This window comes from Sorangium sp. So ce296, assembly GCF_051529605.1.
In the GTDB taxonomy this organism is placed as follows: domain Bacteria; phylum Myxococcota_A; class Polyangia; order Polyangiales; family Polyangiaceae; genus Sorangium; species Sorangium cellulosum_D.
Genome location: NZ_CP150325.1, coordinates 6078004 through 6093555, shown reverse-complemented (window position 1 = coordinate 6093555; position 15552 = coordinate 6078004). Strand labels below are relative to the sequence as shown.

Sequence of the window (15552 nt, the reverse complement as noted above, 5' to 3'; positions counted from 1 at the left end):
GGTCGGACTCCAATGCAAAGGGCGCGGCGGAGCGTCACGCGGATCCGTCGCTCGCGACGGCCCGCCGGACGCGCACCACGATCGATTTCGACGCGGGGGTGTTGCTCTTGTCGGCGATGCTGCCGAGCGGCACGAGCACGTTGGCCTCGGGGAAATAGGCCGCCACGTTGCCGCGGGGGATCGTGTAGAGCACGACGCGGAACGCGCGCGCCGCGCGCTCGCCGTCGGAGAAGCGGCTCGTGATGTCGACGAGGTCCCCCTGCGCGAGCCCGCGCTCGGCCGCGTCCTCGGCGTTCATGAACACGACGCGGCGCCCGCCGCGAACGCCGCGGTAGCGGTCGTCGAGCCCGTAGATGGTCGTGTTGTACTGGTCGTGGCTGCGGATCGTCATCATCAAGAGCTCGCCCGGCTCGAGCTCGTGCCGCGGGAGCGGGTGGACCAGGAAGTTCGCCTTGCCGGTGGCGGTGCGGAACTCGCGCCGCGCCGCGGCGTTCGGCAGGGCGAAGCCGCGCGGGTCCTTGACCCTCACGTTGAAGTCGTCGAACCCGTCGATGGTGCGCTCGATGAGGTCGCGGATCCGATCGTAATCGGCCGTGAGCGCCTCCCACGGCACGCGCGAGCGCGCGCCCAGCGTCGCGCGGGCGAGCCCCGCCACGATCGCCACCTCGCTCCGCAAGAGCTCCGAGGCGGGCGGGAGGTTGCCGCGCGAGCTCGAGACGACGCCCATCGAGTTCTCGACGGTCACGAACTGCGGCCCGCGCGCCTGCACGTCGCGCTCGGTGCGCCCGAGGCAGGGCAGGATGAGCGCGCGCCGGCCCGTCACGAGGTGCGCCCGGTTCAGCTTGGTCGACACGTGCGCCGTGAGGTCGCACCGGGCGAGGGCGCGGGCGGTGAAGGCCGTGTCCGGCGTCGCCGAGAGGAAGTTGCCGCCCAGCGCGAAGAAGACGCGCGCGCGCCCCTCGGCCATCGCGGCGATCGCGGCGACGGTGTCGAGGCCGTGGCGGCGCGGCGGCGAGAAGCCGAAGTTCTCCTCGATCCGGTCGAGCAGCTCGGCCGGCGGCCGCTCCCAGATCCCCATCGTCCGGTCGCCCTGCACGTTGCTGTGCCCGCGCACCGGGCACGGGCCCGCGCCGGGCCGCCCGACGTTGCCGCGCAGGAGCAGGAAGTTCATCACCTGCTGCACGTTGGCCACGCCGTTCTGGTGCTGCGTGATGCCCATGGCCCAGCACGCGATCGTGCGCTCGGACCGCATCGCGACCTCGGCCGCCGCCCGGATCCGGTCGCGCGGGATCCCGCTCTGCTCCACGATGTCGTCCCACGGCGCGGCGCGCACGGCGGCCGCGAACGCCTCGAAGCCGTGGGTGTGGCGCTCGATGAACGCGCGATCGAGCACGGCGCCCGGCCGCCGCTCCTCCTCCTCGAGCATCTCCTTGATGATGCCGGTGAAGAGCGCGACGTCGCCGTTGATGCGCACCTGGAGGAACAGCGTCGAGAGCGGCACCCCCGCGCCGACGAGATCGAGCGGGTGCTGCGGGTGCTGGAAGCGCTCGTTGCCCACCTCGGGGAGCGGGTTCACGGTCACGATCTCGCACCCGCGCAGCCGCGCCTCGCGCAGCGTCGAGAGCATGCGCGGGTGGTTCGTCCCCGGGTTCTGCCCGACGATGAAGATCGCGTCGGCCCGCTCGAAATCGTGGAGGGAGACGGTCCCCTTGCCCACCCCGATGGCCTCGCGCAGGCCCACGCCGCTCGACTCGTGGCACATGTTCGAGCAGTCGGGCAGGTTGTTCGTCCCGTACTCGCGCACGAAGAGCTGGTAGAGGAACGCCGCCTCGTTGCTCGTGCGCCCCGACGTGTAGAAGACCGCCTCGTCCGGCGAGCGGAGGGCGCGCAGCGACGCGGCGACGAGCTCGATCGCCTCGTCCCACGACACCGGGCGGTAGTGCGACGCGCCCTCGTCGAGCAGCATCGGGTGGACGAGCCGCCCCTGCTTGCCGAGCCAGTGGTCCGACTGCCGCGAGAGCTCCTCGACGCTGTGCTTGCGGAAGAACTCCGGCGTGACCCGCCGGAGCGTCGCCTCCTCGGCGACCGCCTTCGCGCCGTTCTCACAAAACTCGGCGGCCGAGCGGCTCTCCTCGGGCTCGGGCCACGCGCAGCCGGGGCAATCGAAGCCCTCGCCCTGGTTCACGTGCAGGAGCGTGCGCACGGCGCGCGCGACCCCCATCTCGGAGACCGCGTGCTGCAGCGTCGCCCCGACCGCCGCGAGCCCGCCGGCCGCCGCGCTGCGCTCGCCGAGCCGGGGCGCCTCGGCCTCGAGCGGCGGCTCGGCCTGCACGTCGCGCAGCGCGTCCCGCGCCGTCACGACGCCGCCTCCGAAAGGGCCGCGATGCGCTCCCGGCCCGCGTAGACGTTGAACCGCCCGTCGCGCGCGAAGCCGACGAGCGTCATCCCGTGCGCCGCCGCGAGCTCGGCGGCCAGGCTCGACGGCGCGCCCACCGCGACCATCACCGGGATCGAGGCCCGCAGCGCCTTCTGCACGAGCTCGAACCCGGCGCGCCCGCTGACCATGAGCACCGCGCCCGGGTCGGGCAGCCGCCCGGCGAGCAGCGCGGCGCCGATCAGCTTGTCGACCGCGTTGTGGCGCCCGACGTCCTCGCGAAGGTCGGCGAGGGTGCCGCCCGCGTCGAAGAGGGCCGCCGCGTGCAACCCCCCGGTCCGCCCGAACACCGGCTGCGCGCCGCGGAGCCGCGCGGCGAGCCCGTGCACGACGCCCGGCGCGATCCGCGGGACGCCCCGCGCGAGCGGCGCGGGCGGCGCGCACGACGCGACGTCGATCGACGCCTTGCCGCAGACGCCGCAGCTCGCGTTCGCGACCGCGAGCGCGCGCTCGCTGCGCCCGAGATCGACGGTCACGCCCTCGGCGAGCGCGACGCGCACGAGGTCGCCCGAGGGGCCGAAGAGCTCGTCGACGCCGACAACGTCGGCCGCGCGGGAGATGATCCCCTCGGCGAACAGGAGCCCTATCGCGAGCTCGCGGTCGTTGCCGGGCGTGCGCATCGTGATCCCGAGCCGGCGCGGGGCGCGCTCCTGCAAGGCCGGGGGGCGCGCGCTGTCGACGTGCGCGGCGTGCGCGGCGCGCGCGACGACGACGATCTCGAGCGGCGCCTCGACGGCAAGCTGGTCCTCGACGTCCGAGGCGCCCTCGTCGGTGATCCTGCGGATGGAAACGGGGGTCGTGGTGGACGGCATGCGGGGTCGTTCCGCGCTCCATACTACCGCGCCGCGCCCGGTCGAGCAGACCCCCGCGAAGCCGCGCTCGCTCGGTGCCGGCCCTTGGGGCGACGTTCCGGCTGAAATGCAACGGCGGGCGACTCCCCTGATCCTAGCTGAGGGGTCGAGACGTCCCCATGCGGACGATGGGGCTCATCGTCTCGCTATCCTCAAGGCGCTGCGGGTCGCCATCAGGGCGGCGGCGAGACGAGCTTGCGAAGCTGCTCGAGCAAGGGATCAATCTGGCTGTCATCCAGTCCAGAGAGAAGCTTCTGGACTTCCCTCCGCCGCGGGTCGGGGCTCGTTGGCTGCGGCGTTGGCCACCCTCGCTCATCATCACGCTTCCACAGCGCCTTCGCGCCAGCGAGGTTGAATTTGGACAGATAGACGAGTCGCCGCTTGGAGTACACGTCGCGCGGCAGCTTGCTGGTTGTGCCAGCGACATCGAACTCTTTCGAGTTTGTGGAAAGCACGGCTGCCTCTGGCACGCGATTGAGATCACGATCGGGATGGCGCTGATGATGTGGAGATCGACGACGTCGGTTCCCCGCATTCCCACGCTGGGGAGGAGCGCATCCATTGCCGCTTGCTCCTCTTGCGGATGGTGAATCATGAAGCGCTTACACCTGGCGCTCAGATTCTCCAGCTCCCGCTGCGGGTCGGGAAGGTGATAGGAGGACTCGGCGCTGACGACCTCTCTGGCGACGGCAAGGAGCGCAGGATTTTTCAGGTTCCGTGCGGCCGCGGATAGACCTTCGGACACGGCCTTCACCGCCCTGGCATGATCCTCCGTCTCCCTCTGAACCACATGTCGCGCCTCGAGAAATGCGGCGACTGGGATGCGCAACTGGCACTCGCCCTGCTCTGCCGCCTCAAGGAGAGAGCGGGCTTCGCCCCTCCACTGGTGGTGCGGCAAAATGAACGAAATTAGCCATTTGTCTCCAGGTACACGAAGAACGTGCTCATGAAACGTCGTCACGCTGCGTCAGACAAATCCTCGTACTCCTCGAGGTCGGCCTCGGCGAGCCCGATCATGGCGGGGAGCATCATCGAAAGCGCCTCGTCCGGCACAGAGCTCCACCATGAGCGCCCCACCGCCTCGAGCCACCGCCTGACCTGAACGTAGAGCCCTTCGCCATGCTCGACGCCATTATCGACTCGACTGAACAGCTTGCCAGTCGGTAGTACCTTGACGTCGTACGACTCGCTGGAAAACTCAACGGATGTAAACGAGTCAGAAATAAGATGCGCGGTCCTGGGCGTGATGAGCATGCCCGCGTGAATGTGACGCTCGTAGAGCCGGCACTTGAACCGTTCGATGTCGGCAGGAGCCGCCCCGTCGAGCAGGTCGGGTCGCACCTCGATCAACGCCTCGTGCTTGCCGGAGCGCGGGTCGGATGCGATGAAGGTGCGGGCCATTTCAGGCAGTTAGCATGATGGCGCTGTCCCATCAAGAACACCGCGGCTGAGAGAGGGCGCTCGTCGAACGCTCGTTGCGGCGCCGGCGCCGCCCGCGCTAGCGCTCTCCACCGCCGGCCCACGCGGCGACGAGCCGCTCGAGCTCCCGGTCCGGCGCGTCGAGCGGCGCCTTGCCGCGCCACGCCGGCGGGAACAGCGGCATCACCGCGCTCCGGAGCACCGGCGCGAAGCCGGCGATCTCGGCCTTATCGCGCGGGATCCGGATCAGCGGCACGCGCTCGCCCGGGAACGCCGCGAGCCGCGCGAGCGCGTTCTCGCGGATCGGCGCGAGCTCGCCCTGGCTCACCTCGGCGGCGTGGACGGCCTGGTAGTGGCGCAGGAACGACGCGGCCCGGGCGCGCGGGATGTCGTCGCGCCCCTCCTCGCCGACCTGGCGCACCACCGCGAGCAGCGGCAGCGGCACCGGCGCCACGCCGAGCGCCGCGAGGTCGCGGAAGTCGGGCTGCGCGTACGGGAGCACCGCCGGCGGGACGATCGCGAACCCGGCGCGGCCGTAGGCGATGAGCCGCACCACCGTGTCGCGGTCGTCCGGGTCGACGGCCTCCATCTCGGCGGCGAGCATCACCTCCGCGCCGCCGCCGCCGAGCCCCGCGCCTTCGAGCGCGCGGCGCGCGAGCGCGACGGGCGCCGCGCGCAGCAGGGCGGCGAGGCCGGAGCGGCGGTACGCCGGCAGGACGAGGGCGTGCGAGAGCAGCATCACGCAGCGCCGCGCGGCGCGGTCGAGCGTGACGTAGCCGTCGCGCACGCCGGCGAGGCGCCCGTCGTCCACGCTGCGCGCGAGCAGCATGTGGTACCTCGCCTCGATCGGCGCCGCCGGGTCCGTGTGCTGCCCGGCGAACCACGCCGCGAGCACCTCGCGGCGCTCGAGCTCGCCCTTCGGCCCGAAGACCTCGTCGAGCGCGCGGTAGCCCTCGTCGAACGCCGCGTCGTCCTGCGCCTCGACCACGGAGAACCGCGCGAGCGCCCGCGCGACCTTCTCCGGCCCCTCCCCCGGGCGCACGTCGCGCGGGTCGACGATCATCCGGCCATCTCGCGCAGCACGGCGTCGAACACCGAGGCCGCCTCGTCGACGTCCGCGGTCGTCGTGATGAGGTGCGGGCGGAGCCGCACCGATCGCGTCCCCGTGTAGCTCGCGAACACCCCGCGGCGGAGCGCGCGCGCGAGGAAGTCGTCGCGCGCCGCGGTCGTCGGCAGGTCGAACGCGAGCAGGAAGCCGCGGCCGCGCGGCTCGGTCGCGAGCGCGGGGTAGCGCTCGCAGAGCTCCTCGAGCCGCGCGAGGAAGTGGCGGCCGGTCGCGCGCACGTTGGCGAGCAGCTGCTCGGCCTCGATCGCGCGGAGCGTCGCCAGCGCGACCGCGGCCCGCGCGCGGTCGCCGTTGCGCGTCTGGTACATGCGCCCGAACTGCGCGACGTCGTACGCCGACGTCGCGAAGAACCCGCCCATCTGCATCTTCTTGCCGAAGCACATCAGGTCGGGCGGGCGCGGCAGGTCGAGCTGCTCGTGCGCCCACAGCGTGCCGCTGATCCCGAGGCCCGTCTGCACCTCGTCCAGGATGAACGCCGCGCCCGCCTTGCCGGCGAGCTCCTGCGCGCGGCGGAAGAAGACCGGGCTCGCGTGCCGGTCGCCGCCCTCGGACTGCACGGGCTCGACGATCACGGCCGCCACCCTGCCCTGGTGCGCGTCGAGGATCCGCTCCAGGGCGGCGAGCGCCTCGACCTCGGCGCGGTCGTTCTGGTCAGCGAAGCGCGCGAGCGGGAAGCGGCTCGCGGGGAAGGGCGCCGTGGGCCAGGGGAACGCGGGCAGGTCGGCCTTGTGGATGACCTTGGAGTGCGTCGCGGACATCGGCCCGAGGCCGCGGCCGTGGAACGCGCCGGCGAATGACACGACGACGGCGTCGGTCCCCGCGTTGTCGAGGATGCGCTGCTGCTGCTCCTCCGGCAGCTCCAGCGGGTTCTTCGGCAGCCCGGCGGCCTCCCGGCGGCGCTCGCCGTGCCGGATGAACGCCGCCTTGAGCGCCGACTCGACGCCTTCGCCCCCCGCGTCCACGCAGAAGACGCGCGCCATGCCGCGCGGGGCGTACCGCTGCTCGAGCGCCTCCACGAACTCGAACCACGCCGGCGTCGTCACGAACGGCGTCGACGTCGGGTTCGCGACGGCGCGGATGAACGCCTCGCCGTGGGCCGCCTCGACGAGCGCGGGGTGGTTGTAGCCGAGCGCCCCGAGCGCGAAGTTCGCGAACAGGTCGAGGAACACGTTGCCGTCCACGTCGACGAGCGAGCACCCCCGGCTCGCGGTGTCGTCCATCACGACGGCGCGGTAGCGCGACTGCATGTCGAAGCCGCCGCGCGCCATGTAGGCGCGCGCCTTCGGCCCCGGCAGCTCGGTGACGACTCTTCGCGGAGGGACGGACGGCAGCGTGGGGCGGTCGGAGAGGTCCATGGGCAGGACGAGTATCCCGCACGGCAGGGCCCGTGTCATCGCCGCTTGCCGCGCCCGGGTGCGCGGGTTTACGACGAGAGCATGCCCGAGACGCGCGAGACCGTGAAGAAGCTCTGGATCGACAACGCCGACAGGGACGCCCTCTCCGGCGAGACGTTCGAGACCGCCAACCCCGCGACCGGCGGCTCGCTCGCGCGGCTCGCCCGCGGCCGACGGGAGGACGTCGACGCCGCCGTGACGTCCGCGCGCGCGGCGTTTCCGCGCTGGGCGGCGATGGATCCGAACGAGCGCGCGCGCATCCTGTGGAAGGCTGGGGAGCTGATCCTCGCGCGGTGCGAGGAGCTCGCGCGCCTCGAGGCCGTGGACACGGGCAAGCCGATCACGGCGGCGCGGACGATCGACGTGCCGCGGACGGCGGACACGTTCTTCTATTTCTCCGGGTGGGCGACGAAGCTCGGCGGCGAGACGATCCCGGTGCGGGGGCCGTTCCTGAACTACACGGTGCGCGAGCCGCTCGGCGTCATCGGCGCGATCATCCCGTGGAATTTCCCGCTGCTGCTCGCGGCGCGGAAGGTGGCGCCGGCGCTCGCGGTGGGCAACACGGTGGTCGTCAAGCCGCCGGAGGAGGCGAGCCTGACGACGCTGGAGCTCGCGCGCATCCTCGCGGAGGCGGGGGTGCCGCCGGGCGTCGTCAACGTGGTCACGGGGCACGGCGAGGAGGCGGGCGCGGCGCTCGTGGAGCACCCGGGTGTCGCGAAGATCTCGTTCACGGGCGGCACGGAGACGGGCCGGACGATCATGCGCGCGGCGGCGGGCACGCTGAAGAAGCTGTCGCTGGAGCTCGGCGGCAAGAGCCCGAACATCGTCTTCGCGGACGCGGACGTGGAGAGCGCGGCGAAGGCGGCGGTGACGGCGATCTTCTACAACCAGGGCGAGCTCTGCACGGCGGGGAGCCGGCTCCTCGTGGAGCGGTCGGTGCACGATCGCGTGCTGGAGACGGTCACGAGCGGCGCGCGCCGGCTCGTGCCGGGCGATCCGCTCGATCCGTCGACGCAGCTGGGCCCCCTCGTCTCCGAGGCGCACTTCACGAAGGTGCTCGGCTACATCGATCGGGGCGCGGCCGAGGGGGCGCGCCGCGAGACCGGCGGGCGCCGCGAGGGGCCGGGGTTCTTCGTGGAGCCGACGGTGTTCTCGGCGGTGTCTCCGTCGATGGCCATCGCCCGCGAGGAGATCTTCGGCCCGGTGCTGGCGGTCATCCCCTTCGACGACGTGGAGGAGGCGGCGCGCGTCGCGAACGCGACCGAGTTCGGCCTGGCGGCGGGCATCTGGACGCGCGACGTGGGCAAGGCGCACGCGCTGGCGGCGCGGCTCGCGGCGGGGACGATCTGGATCAACACGTACAACCGGTTCGACGCGGCGAGCCCGTACGGCGGATACAAGCAGTCGGGCTTCGGGCGGGAGAACGGGCGGGCGGTGCTGGACGAGCTCACGCAGCTCAAGTCGGTGTGGGTGGCGCTGGGCTGAGCCTAGGGCGATAATGGGTTGAAGCTGCCTTCCTTCTGCCTGCTGCCCTCTTCCGTCTTCCCTCTCCCCTCTTCCGTCTTCCCTCTCCCCTCTTCCGTCTTCCCTCTCCCCTCTTCCGTCTTCCCTCTCCCCTCTTCCGTCTTCCCTCTCCCCTCTTCCGTCTTCCCTCTCCCCTCTTCCGTCTTCCCTCTCCCCTCTTCGTGCGCGTGCGCGTGCGCGCTAATTCCGAAGAATCGCGCACGCGCACGCGCACGAAGGACGCGCACGGGAGACGGGAGACGGGAGACGGGAGACGGGAGACGGGAGACGGGAGACGGGAGACGGGAGACGGGAGACGGGAGACGGGAGACGGGAGACGGGAGACGGGAGACGGAAGACGGAAGACGGGAGACGGGAGACGGGAGACGATACGATTCGACCTCAAGGCTGTTCTGACCCGGTGCCACAGAAACGGCGACGCGCGCAGCCGGTCCCAGGACCAGCTGCGCGCGTCTCTGCATCGCCACCCCGGGCGCGCGATCGACCGCGCGCCCGCCTTCGCGATGCCGTGGGCCGCGGGGGACTACTTCATCCCCGGCGAGGCCCCCTTCGTGCCCGCGCCGGCGCCGGCGGCCGGGGTCGCCGCCGGCGGCTGCACGCCGCCCTGGCCGCCCGGGCTCCCCGCCGTCACGCCGGTCTGACCGGCCTGGTGCCCCGACTGCGCGCCGGCGGCGTGCTGGCCGCCGCTCGCGGCCCCCTGGGAGCCAGCGCCCGTCGCGCCGGTCGCCGCGCCCGTGGCCCCCGCTGGGCCGAGCTTCTGCGCGAGCGCCTCCGCGTCCTTCAGGTGCTTCTCGATCGTCGGCCGGAGATCCTTCTCGAGCATCGCCTTCAGATCGGCGTTCTTCGCGTCCTGCAGGATGCGACGGTCGATGAGGTCGAGCGTCGTCTGGTGGTCCTTGACCATGAGCTGCACGAACTGCTGATCGAAGTCGGCGTCCTGGAGGGCCTTCAGCTGATCGACCGCCTGCTGCGTCTCGGTGGCGAGCTGCTTGCTCTTGTCCGACTCGGCCGCCGCGATGCCGAGCTTCTTGACCAGCTTGGCCTGCTTCGCCTTCGCGTCGTTGTGGTGCTGGACGATGACCCTGGCGTAGGCCTTCACGTCCTTGTTCTTGGCCTTGGTCTGCGCGACCTGCGCCTCGTCGATCTCCTTCTTGTTCGCGGCGTCGAGCACGGCGACGATCTGCTCGTCGGTGAGCGGCGCCTCGGCGGGCGCGCTCGGCGTCGTGCTCGTGGTGGCGTCCGGCTGCGTCGTCCCCGCCTGCGCGTCGGCGCTCGGCGGAGGGGCCGGCGCCGTCTCCGGCGGCGTGGTCGGAGCCGGGGTCGGGGCCGGCGGCGGCGGTGCGTTCACCGTGCTCGGGTCGCTTGCCGCAGGCTGGTTGGAGCAACCGGCGCCGAGAGCAAGACCGACCGTCAAGACGAGAACGTTGCGCGATACGACCATAGGTAAGGACCTCCTCAGGTGTGTTCAGGTGCCGGCCCGTGTGCAAGATCGGTGCACAAGACGACAGCACGCTTTTCCCCGAAATCCTCGGGAACGTGGCCGCCCGCACTGTGGCAACTTGCTACGGCCGTGGCGAATCTGCTTTAGAAGGCCGTTTCGAGGATCGCCTCGCTCATCCCACATGATGCCGAACCCACCGAATGGGTGACCCCGGCACGCACAGCGGGCTCTAACCGCGTTCCGCGGTCGCGGAGCTCTGCTTGGCGCTCGCCAGAGCGGGGCTCGGGGAGGGCGTGAGTTGCGGCGGGTTCATCTTGCGGATGCAGTAGCTGAGGGCAGCCCGCAGGTTCCGCTGCGTGACGATCTGCGAGAGATCGAGCCCGAGCGCGACCATCGTCTGGGCCACGTTCGGCTTGATGCCGGCCACGATACCCTCCGCGCCGAGGAGCCGGATCGCCGTCACGAGCTCGATCAGGTGGCTCGCCACCCGCGTGTCGACCATCTCGACGCCGGTGAGGTCCAGGATGGCGAAGCGCGCCTGCTGCTCGACGATGCGCTGGAGCACGCTGTCCATCACGTCCGCGGTCCGCACGCTGTCCACGATGCCGACCATCGGCAGGGTGAGCACCCCGCTCCACACCTCGATGATCGGCGTCGAGAGATTGCGGATCACCTCCTGCTGCTTCTCGATCTGCCGCAGCCGCGAGCGGAGCTCCTCCTCGGCAGACTTCGCCGGCGAGATGTCGAGCGCCACCCCGACCGCCCCCTCGATCTCGCCGTCGCCTCCGCGGAGCGGGACGATCCAGCTGTCCCAGTGAGCGCCCTGCACCTCATCGCAGGTGTGGATCGGCTCCCCGGCGAGCGCGCGCTTCACCTCGCCGACGAGCTCGCTCCCCTCCTGCGCCTCGAAGAGGCTCACGCCTTCGCACTGGCGTGGCGTGAGGCAGAGCTTCTCGAGCGCCCTGCCCTCCTGGTAGCCGAACCTGCCCTCGCGATCGACCGCCCAGAGCGCGATGGGAAGGTGAGCGATCACCTGATCCAGGATGCGCTCCTTGAGCGAGCGGCTCGCCTCCGGCGCGGGCGCGCCCTGGAGCGAGCCGTAGATCGCGTCGCCGTCGGGCGACCGGGTCGCGCTGCACGTCAGGGCCTGCTCGGCGCCGCGCGCGTCGCGGAAGCGCAGGGCGAGCCGGAGCGGCTCCGCGCTCTGCTGCAGCCGCGACCAGGCCGCCGCGAGCGGCCCCCGATCGGCCTCGTCGACGAGCGAGGCGAGCGCCGCCCCCGGCGCGGCCGCCGGACCCAGGGTGCGCCGCAGCGCTCCGCTGACCTGCTGCAGGATGCCGTCCCGTCCCGCGACGAACAGCATGTCCGGGCAGGAAGCGAAGAATGCTTGAAGTGAATCCTTGGATGATCCCTGGTCCGCCACGTTCCCTCCCAGCGCACGCGAGCGACGAGGTCGCGTTGTAGCAGAGGCCCGTCTCGCTTGAGAAGCGCGTTCGCCCGGCCGACGCGCACGCCTGCTCGCCGGTGCGCGCTCCATTCTGCCGTCGCGGCTGCGACATCGCCGCTCCGGCGACAGCGCTGTCAGGCGACTCATGATGTCGCCCCGCGGCGCGCGTCATCGGAGCTCCCGTCGCGGCGGCGCGCGCGCTCGGCGTCCGTCAGATCGAGGCGCCCCGCGGCGAGCTCGACGGGGCGGCAGGAGCGTTGTCGCGCGACAGCCCCGGGAGCGCCGCGCGGCAGGGGGCGACGACCTCGGCGAGCACCTCGCGGCGCAGCGCCCCGAGCGCGTGCGCCGGGAGCAGGCCGAGCGCCTCGTGCGCGAGGAGCCCCGGCGCCGGGTCGACCGCGAACCGCGCGGCGGCGCGGGAGAACGCCCGCTCCGCGGCGGCGCGCGCCGGCTCGCCGAACGCCGCGAGCATCCACGAGAGCGCCCTCCACGACAGCGCCGCGTGCCGCTCCTCGTCGGCGGCGATGCGCGCGAGCGCGGCCGCGAGCGCCGGGTCCGCGGCGATCCGCGAGAGCTCCCGGCCCTCGGCGGCGCCCAGCGTCTCGCCGACGCAGCCCTCCTCGACGAGCGCCTCCACCACCTCCGCGACGCCCGCGCCGACGGGCGCCGTGGCCGCCTCGAGCAGCGGCCCCGGGCCGATCGCCCGGCCCGCGAGGCGCGAGGCGATGTCGTAGGCGAGGCGCGCGTGCTCCAGCTCGTCGAGCGCGGCGCGGTGCGCCTCGCCGACGAGGGCGGCCGGCGCGCCGAGCGCGAGGAGCTGCAAGGAGAAGCGGGCGAAGCTCGCGATCGACGCGTGCTCGAGCGCGGCGACGGCGGCGTAGTGCGCCGCCGCGCGCTCGCGCACCTCGGGCGGGAGGGACGCGACGTCGAGCTCCGTGGGCGCCGCGGGCGCGCGCCAGTCGTCGCGCGCGGCGCGCTGCGCGGCGCGCGGCGCTCCCTCGACGACGAGGGGGCGGCCGATGGCGCAGGAGATCCCGGCGCACTCCCAGCGCGCGCTCTCGCCCTCGATGTCGGGGACGACGCAGGCGACCCCCGGGTTCGCGTCGGACGCGCAGTCGGCGTCGCTCTGGCAAGCGTCGTCCTTGGTCCTGCAGGCGAGCGTGACCTGCTCCCAGCACCCGTTGAAGTACGCCGACAGGCCGCAGGTGCTGCCAGGGCAATCCGCGTCGACCGCGCAGAGGGCCTTCGCGCAGACGGAGTGCTCCTCTCGGAGCGCGCCAGTCCCCTTGCACACGCACACCTCGGACGGGCCGCACTCGGCGTCGGTCTCGCAGGCGTACTCGCAGCCGCAATAGGGGCCAATCTGCCCGAAGGAGCTCACGCATTTGCCGCGCGGCCCCTGCGTGCAGTCGGCGTCGGTCCTGCATTGAAACGATCGCTCGGTGCCGGCGCACGCGCGCTGCGCGATGGTCGCGTCGCAGCGGACCGTCGACGCGCGGTGGACGGTGCCGTCCGCTTCCTGCATCCAGCCCGCGCTGCGCTGCGGCCGGGGCGCGGGCGCCGCCGGGTCGTCCGCGGCGCCGGCGTCGTCGGCCGTGGCCTGCGGCTCGGCGAGCGTGACGACCGCGATGTCGCGGCTCTTCGCGCTGGAGCAGCCGGCGGCGCCGGCGGCGAGGAGGAGGGTCATGCGGAGCGAGCGGTGGCGGTCCATCCCGCGAGGGTAGCAGAGAGACGGGTGTCCCACGGCCAGCGCGTCGGCTCGGTATGCGCCGGCAAGGCGGTTACAGCGGCAAAGAGAACACGAATCGGAGAAACAGCAGAGAGCGGTGGACGCCAAGCGCGTTTGCACCACGACTCCGGGACTCAAGCGTGGATGCTTCGTTCCGGACATCAGCAGCCAACCGCCCTGAGGACCGCCGGCGCGGCATGACCGCTGGACTCACATCGCATGACTTCAACCGAGAACGAGATTGGCATCCTCGCGGCGCTCGTCTCCTCTCCTCGGCCTCCGCTGCGAATCGCTCGCGCCCTCCGGCCTCATGCGCTACTGCGCCGGCATGCGCCTCTACACGTTCCGCCACTCGCCCAACGCGCTCAAGGTGCGCCTCGCCCTCGCCGAGCTCGGGCTCGCCTACGAACCGGTCGAGATCGACCTGTTCCGCGGCGAGCAGCGCGCCGAGGCGTTCGCCCGGCTGAACCCGCACCGGAAGGTGCCCGTCCTCGAGGACGGCCCGCTCGCGCTCCGGGAGTCGAACGCCATCATCGCCTACCTCGGCCGCACGCACGGGACGACGCGCTGGCCCGACGTGGCGACGTCCGAGGCCAGGGCGCTCCAGTGGCTGTTCTTCGACAGCGCGCACCTGACCCCGCACTGCAGCGCGATCTGGTGGACCAACGTCGTCGCGCCGAAGACGGGCCTCCCCGCCCTCGCCGAGGCGGTCGTCAAGCGGGCCAGCGACGAGGCGACGCGCTCGCTCGATCTGCTCGAGGCGGAGCTCGAGGACCAGTACCTGCTCAAGAGCTCGATGTCGCTCGCGGACTGCTCCGTGGGCGCCGCCCTCTCGCTGCTCCGCGGATCGCACCTCGACGACGCCGGGCGCTGGCCGAAGGTGATCGCCTACCGCGAGCGGCTGCGCAGCCGCGACAGCTGGGCCGAGGCGGGCGGCGACGCGGTCAGCGACCTCGGTTGAGCGACGCGACAGGCGCGGCGCGCCGGCGGCTAGCGCCTCGCCCTGCGGCCGATCCCGCGCGCGTCCCGCCCGATCGGCTCGCCCAGCTCGAACGCCGGATCTCCGTCGCCCGCCGGCAGCTCCCGCGGCTCTCCCGGCTCGAGCGGGCCGTGCGCCCGCTCGGCTTCGGCGATGGACGGATAGAGCTCCACGTCGCCGTCGACCCGGAAGCCGCCCGCGCGCGCGGGGCGCACGACGCGGCCGAGGACGAGCCCCTCGTCCCAGATGCCGCCGTGCTCGACCGCGATCGCCGCGCCCACCGCCACGTCGGAGAGCCGCGCGGGCGCGCCGTCCGGCCGCCTCGGCGTGGGCCGCCAGCGCAGGATCGCGTCCTCGTGGAGCACCACCACCGGCAGATCGCCGGGCAGCTCGGACACCCCGCGCGCAAAGCGGACCCGACGCCCCGGCGCCCCAGCGCCCTCCACCCCGCGCTCGCCGCCGGCGCCCTCCGCCTCCTCGAGCGCGGCGAGCGGCTCCGCACCCAGTTCCTCGAGCGGCGCCATGCGAAGTCCTCCCCGAGCGGTGTCGGCCGTGCGCACGGCGACGTCAAGGCCGCTCGGCCCGTGCCCCGCGCTTGACGCCCCGAGACCTCCGCTGATGCCATCGGCCGATGACGACGTTCGATCCGTTCCCCGTCCTCACGACGCCGCGCCTGACGCTCCGCGCGATCACGCCCAGCGACGTCGAGCGCATCTTCCGCATCCAGTCGGATCCGGAGGTGGTGCGCTACGCCGGCCGCGGGCCGGACGGCTCGCTCGCGGACTCGGAGCGGCGCATCGCCACCCTCATGGCCGGCGTCCGAGAGAACACCTCGATCCGCTGGGGCATCACCCTCAAAGAGGGCGGAGAGCTCGTCGGCACGGGAGGCTTCTGGCGCTGGAATAAGCCCCATCGCTCGGCGGAGATCGGCTACGAGCTCCTGCCCGCGTTCTGGAACCGGGGGATCATGACCGAGGCGCTGCGCGCCGTGATCCGCTTCGGCTTCGAGTCCATGGAGCTCCACCGCGTCGAGGCGCAGATCGATCCGGACAACCGCGCCTCCGCGCGCGTGCTCGAGCGCCTCGGCTTCGCGCTCGAGGGGCGGCAGCGCCAGAACTGGTACTATGACGGGCGGTACACCGACACCGCGCTCTACGGCCTGCTGCGCGGCGAGCTCGCGGACGCCCCGACGTGACCCGCGCCCGCCG

Annotated in this window: 13 protein-coding genes and 1 pseudogene; 4 read left to right on the top strand and 10 right to left on the bottom strand. The window is 72.6% G+C overall.

Features of this window, described 5'->3' with window-relative positions:
* Positions 1-34: 34 nt before the first annotated feature.
* The 6 genes from WME98_RS22675 to WME98_RS22650 form a co-directional block, all read right to left on the bottom strand.
* Positions 35-2359 carry an FdhF/YdeP family oxidoreductase gene (locus tag WME98_RS22675; protein ID WP_437953162.1) on the bottom strand — a complete coding sequence of 775 codons (2325 nt, stop codon included), beginning with the start codon at positions 2357-2359 and terminating at the stop codon, positions 35-37.
* The gene (locus WME98_RS22670; RefSeq protein ID WP_437953161.1) at positions 2356-3246 is read right to left on the bottom strand and encodes a formate dehydrogenase accessory sulfurtransferase FdhD; all 891 of its coding nucleotides are present in this window, start codon (positions 3244-3246) and stop codon (positions 2356-2358) included. Before WME98_RS22670 ends, WME98_RS22675 begins: the two co-directional genes overlap by 4 nt.
* Positions 3247-3458: 212 nt before the next feature.
* Entirely contained in the window at positions 3459-3740 is a 282-nt protein-coding gene (locus WME98_RS22665) for a hypothetical protein (protein ID WP_437953160.1), read from the bottom strand.
* A 502-nt stretch (positions 3741-4242) separates the two neighbouring features.
* Positions 4243-4686, bottom strand: coding sequence for a hypothetical protein (locus WME98_RS22660; RefSeq protein WP_437953159.1), 444 nt, complete (start codon positions 4684-4686; stop codon positions 4243-4245).
* Positions 4687-4783: 97 nt separating this feature from the next.
* Positions 4784-5767, bottom strand: a complete 984-nt coding sequence (locus WME98_RS22655) for a hypothetical protein (RefSeq protein WP_437953158.1) — start codon at positions 5765-5767, stop codon at positions 4784-4786.
* On the bottom strand, positions 5764-7185 hold the full coding sequence (locus WME98_RS22650; RefSeq protein WP_020742191.1) for an aminotransferase class III-fold pyridoxal phosphate-dependent enzyme: 1422 nt from the start codon (positions 7183-7185) through the stop codon (positions 5764-5766). The genes WME98_RS22655 and WME98_RS22650 overlap by 4 nt, the downstream gene beginning before the upstream one ends.
* 81 nt (positions 7186-7266) lie before the next feature.
* Here WME98_RS22650 and WME98_RS22645 point away from each other — a divergent pair, with 81 nt between their 5' ends.
* Together WME98_RS22645 and WME98_RS22640 are read left to right on the top strand one after the other, a co-directional pair.
* A complete protein-coding gene (locus tag WME98_RS22645; RefSeq protein WP_437953157.1) occupies positions 7267-8709 on the top strand; it encodes an aldehyde dehydrogenase family protein in 1443 nt (480 codons plus the stop codon).
* A gap of 42 nt (positions 8710-8751) precedes the next feature.
* Positions 8752-8919 (top strand): annotated as a pseudogene (locus WME98_RS22640) (hypothetical protein); the annotation flags it as partial.
* Positions 8920-9271: 352 nt separating this feature from the next.
* Here WME98_RS22640 and WME98_RS22635 read toward each other — a convergent pair.
* From WME98_RS22635 to WME98_RS22625, 3 genes are all read right to left on the bottom strand, one after another.
* A complete protein-coding gene (locus WME98_RS22635) occupies positions 9272-10096 on the bottom strand; it encodes a DUF4142 domain-containing protein (protein ID WP_437953156.1) in 825 nt (274 codons plus the stop codon).
* Positions 10097-10418: 322 nt separating this feature from the next.
* The gene (locus WME98_RS22630; RefSeq protein WP_437953155.1) at positions 10419-11552 is read right to left on the bottom strand and encodes a PAS domain-containing protein; all 1134 of its coding nucleotides are present in this window, start codon (positions 11550-11552) and stop codon (positions 10419-10421) included.
* Positions 11553-11847: 295 nt separating this feature from the next.
* Positions 11848-13347: a ferritin-like domain-containing protein gene (locus tag WME98_RS22625; protein ID WP_437953154.1), complete on the bottom strand. Its 1500-nt coding sequence runs from the start codon at positions 13345-13347 to the stop codon at positions 11848-11850.
* Between the two features lie 328 nt (positions 13348-13675).
* Here WME98_RS22625 and WME98_RS22620 point away from each other — a divergent pair, with 328 nt between their 5' ends.
* Entirely contained in the window at positions 13676-14326 is a 651-nt protein-coding gene (locus WME98_RS22620) for a glutathione S-transferase family protein (RefSeq protein ID WP_437953153.1), read from the top strand.
* Between the two features lie 29 nt (positions 14327-14355).
* On the opposite strand, the gene WME98_RS22615 is transcribed toward WME98_RS22620, so the two are convergent.
* Entirely contained in the window at positions 14356-14868 is a 513-nt protein-coding gene (locus WME98_RS22615) for a hypothetical protein (RefSeq protein ID WP_437953152.1), read from the bottom strand.
* A gap of 107 nt (positions 14869-14975) precedes the next feature.
* On the opposite strand from WME98_RS22615, the gene WME98_RS22610 reads away from it, so the two are divergent.
* A complete protein-coding gene (locus WME98_RS22610; RefSeq protein WP_437953151.1) occupies positions 14976-15539 on the top strand; it encodes a GNAT family N-acetyltransferase in 564 nt (187 codons plus the stop codon).
* Positions 15540-15552 lie beyond the last annotated feature (13 nt).

Bases quoted from the DNA above. Each gene is read 5' to 3' on its own strand.
- WME98_RS22670 (WP_437953161.1), bottom strand. From the start codon at position 3,246: ATGCCGTCCACCACGACCCCCGTTTCCATCCGCAGGATCACCGACGAG.
- WME98_RS22660 (WP_437953159.1), bottom strand. From the start codon at position 4,686: ATGGCCCGCACCTTCATCGCATCCGACCCGCGCTCCGGCAAGCACGAG.
- WME98_RS22655 (WP_437953158.1), bottom strand. From the start codon at position 5,767: ATGATCGTCGACCCGCGCGACGTGCGCCCGGGGGAGGGGCCGGAGAAG.
- WME98_RS22650 (WP_020742191.1), bottom strand. From the start codon at position 7,185: ATGGACCTCTCCGACCGCCCCACGCTGCCGTCCGTCCCTCCGCGAAGA.
- WME98_RS22645 (WP_437953157.1), top strand. From the start codon at position 7,267: ATGCCCGAGACGCGCGAGACCGTGAAGAAGCTCTGGATCGACAACGCC.
- WME98_RS22630 (WP_437953155.1), bottom strand. From the start codon at position 11,552: ATGCTGTTCGTCGCGGGACGGGACGGCATCCTGCAGCAGGTCAGCGGA.
- WME98_RS22625 (WP_437953154.1), bottom strand. From the start codon at position 13,347: ATGGACCGCCACCGCTCGCTCCGCATGACCCTCCTCCTCGCCGCCGGC.
- WME98_RS22620 (WP_437953153.1), top strand. From the start codon at position 13,676: ATGCGCTACTGCGCCGGCATGCGCCTCTACACGTTCCGCCACTCGCCC.
- WME98_RS22615 (WP_437953152.1), bottom strand. From the start codon at position 14,868: ATGGCGCCGCTCGAGGAACTGGGTGCGGAGCCGCTCGCCGCGCTCGAG.
- WME98_RS22610 (WP_437953151.1), top strand. From the start codon at position 14,976: ATGACGACGTTCGATCCGTTCCCCGTCCTCACGACGCCGCGCCTGACG.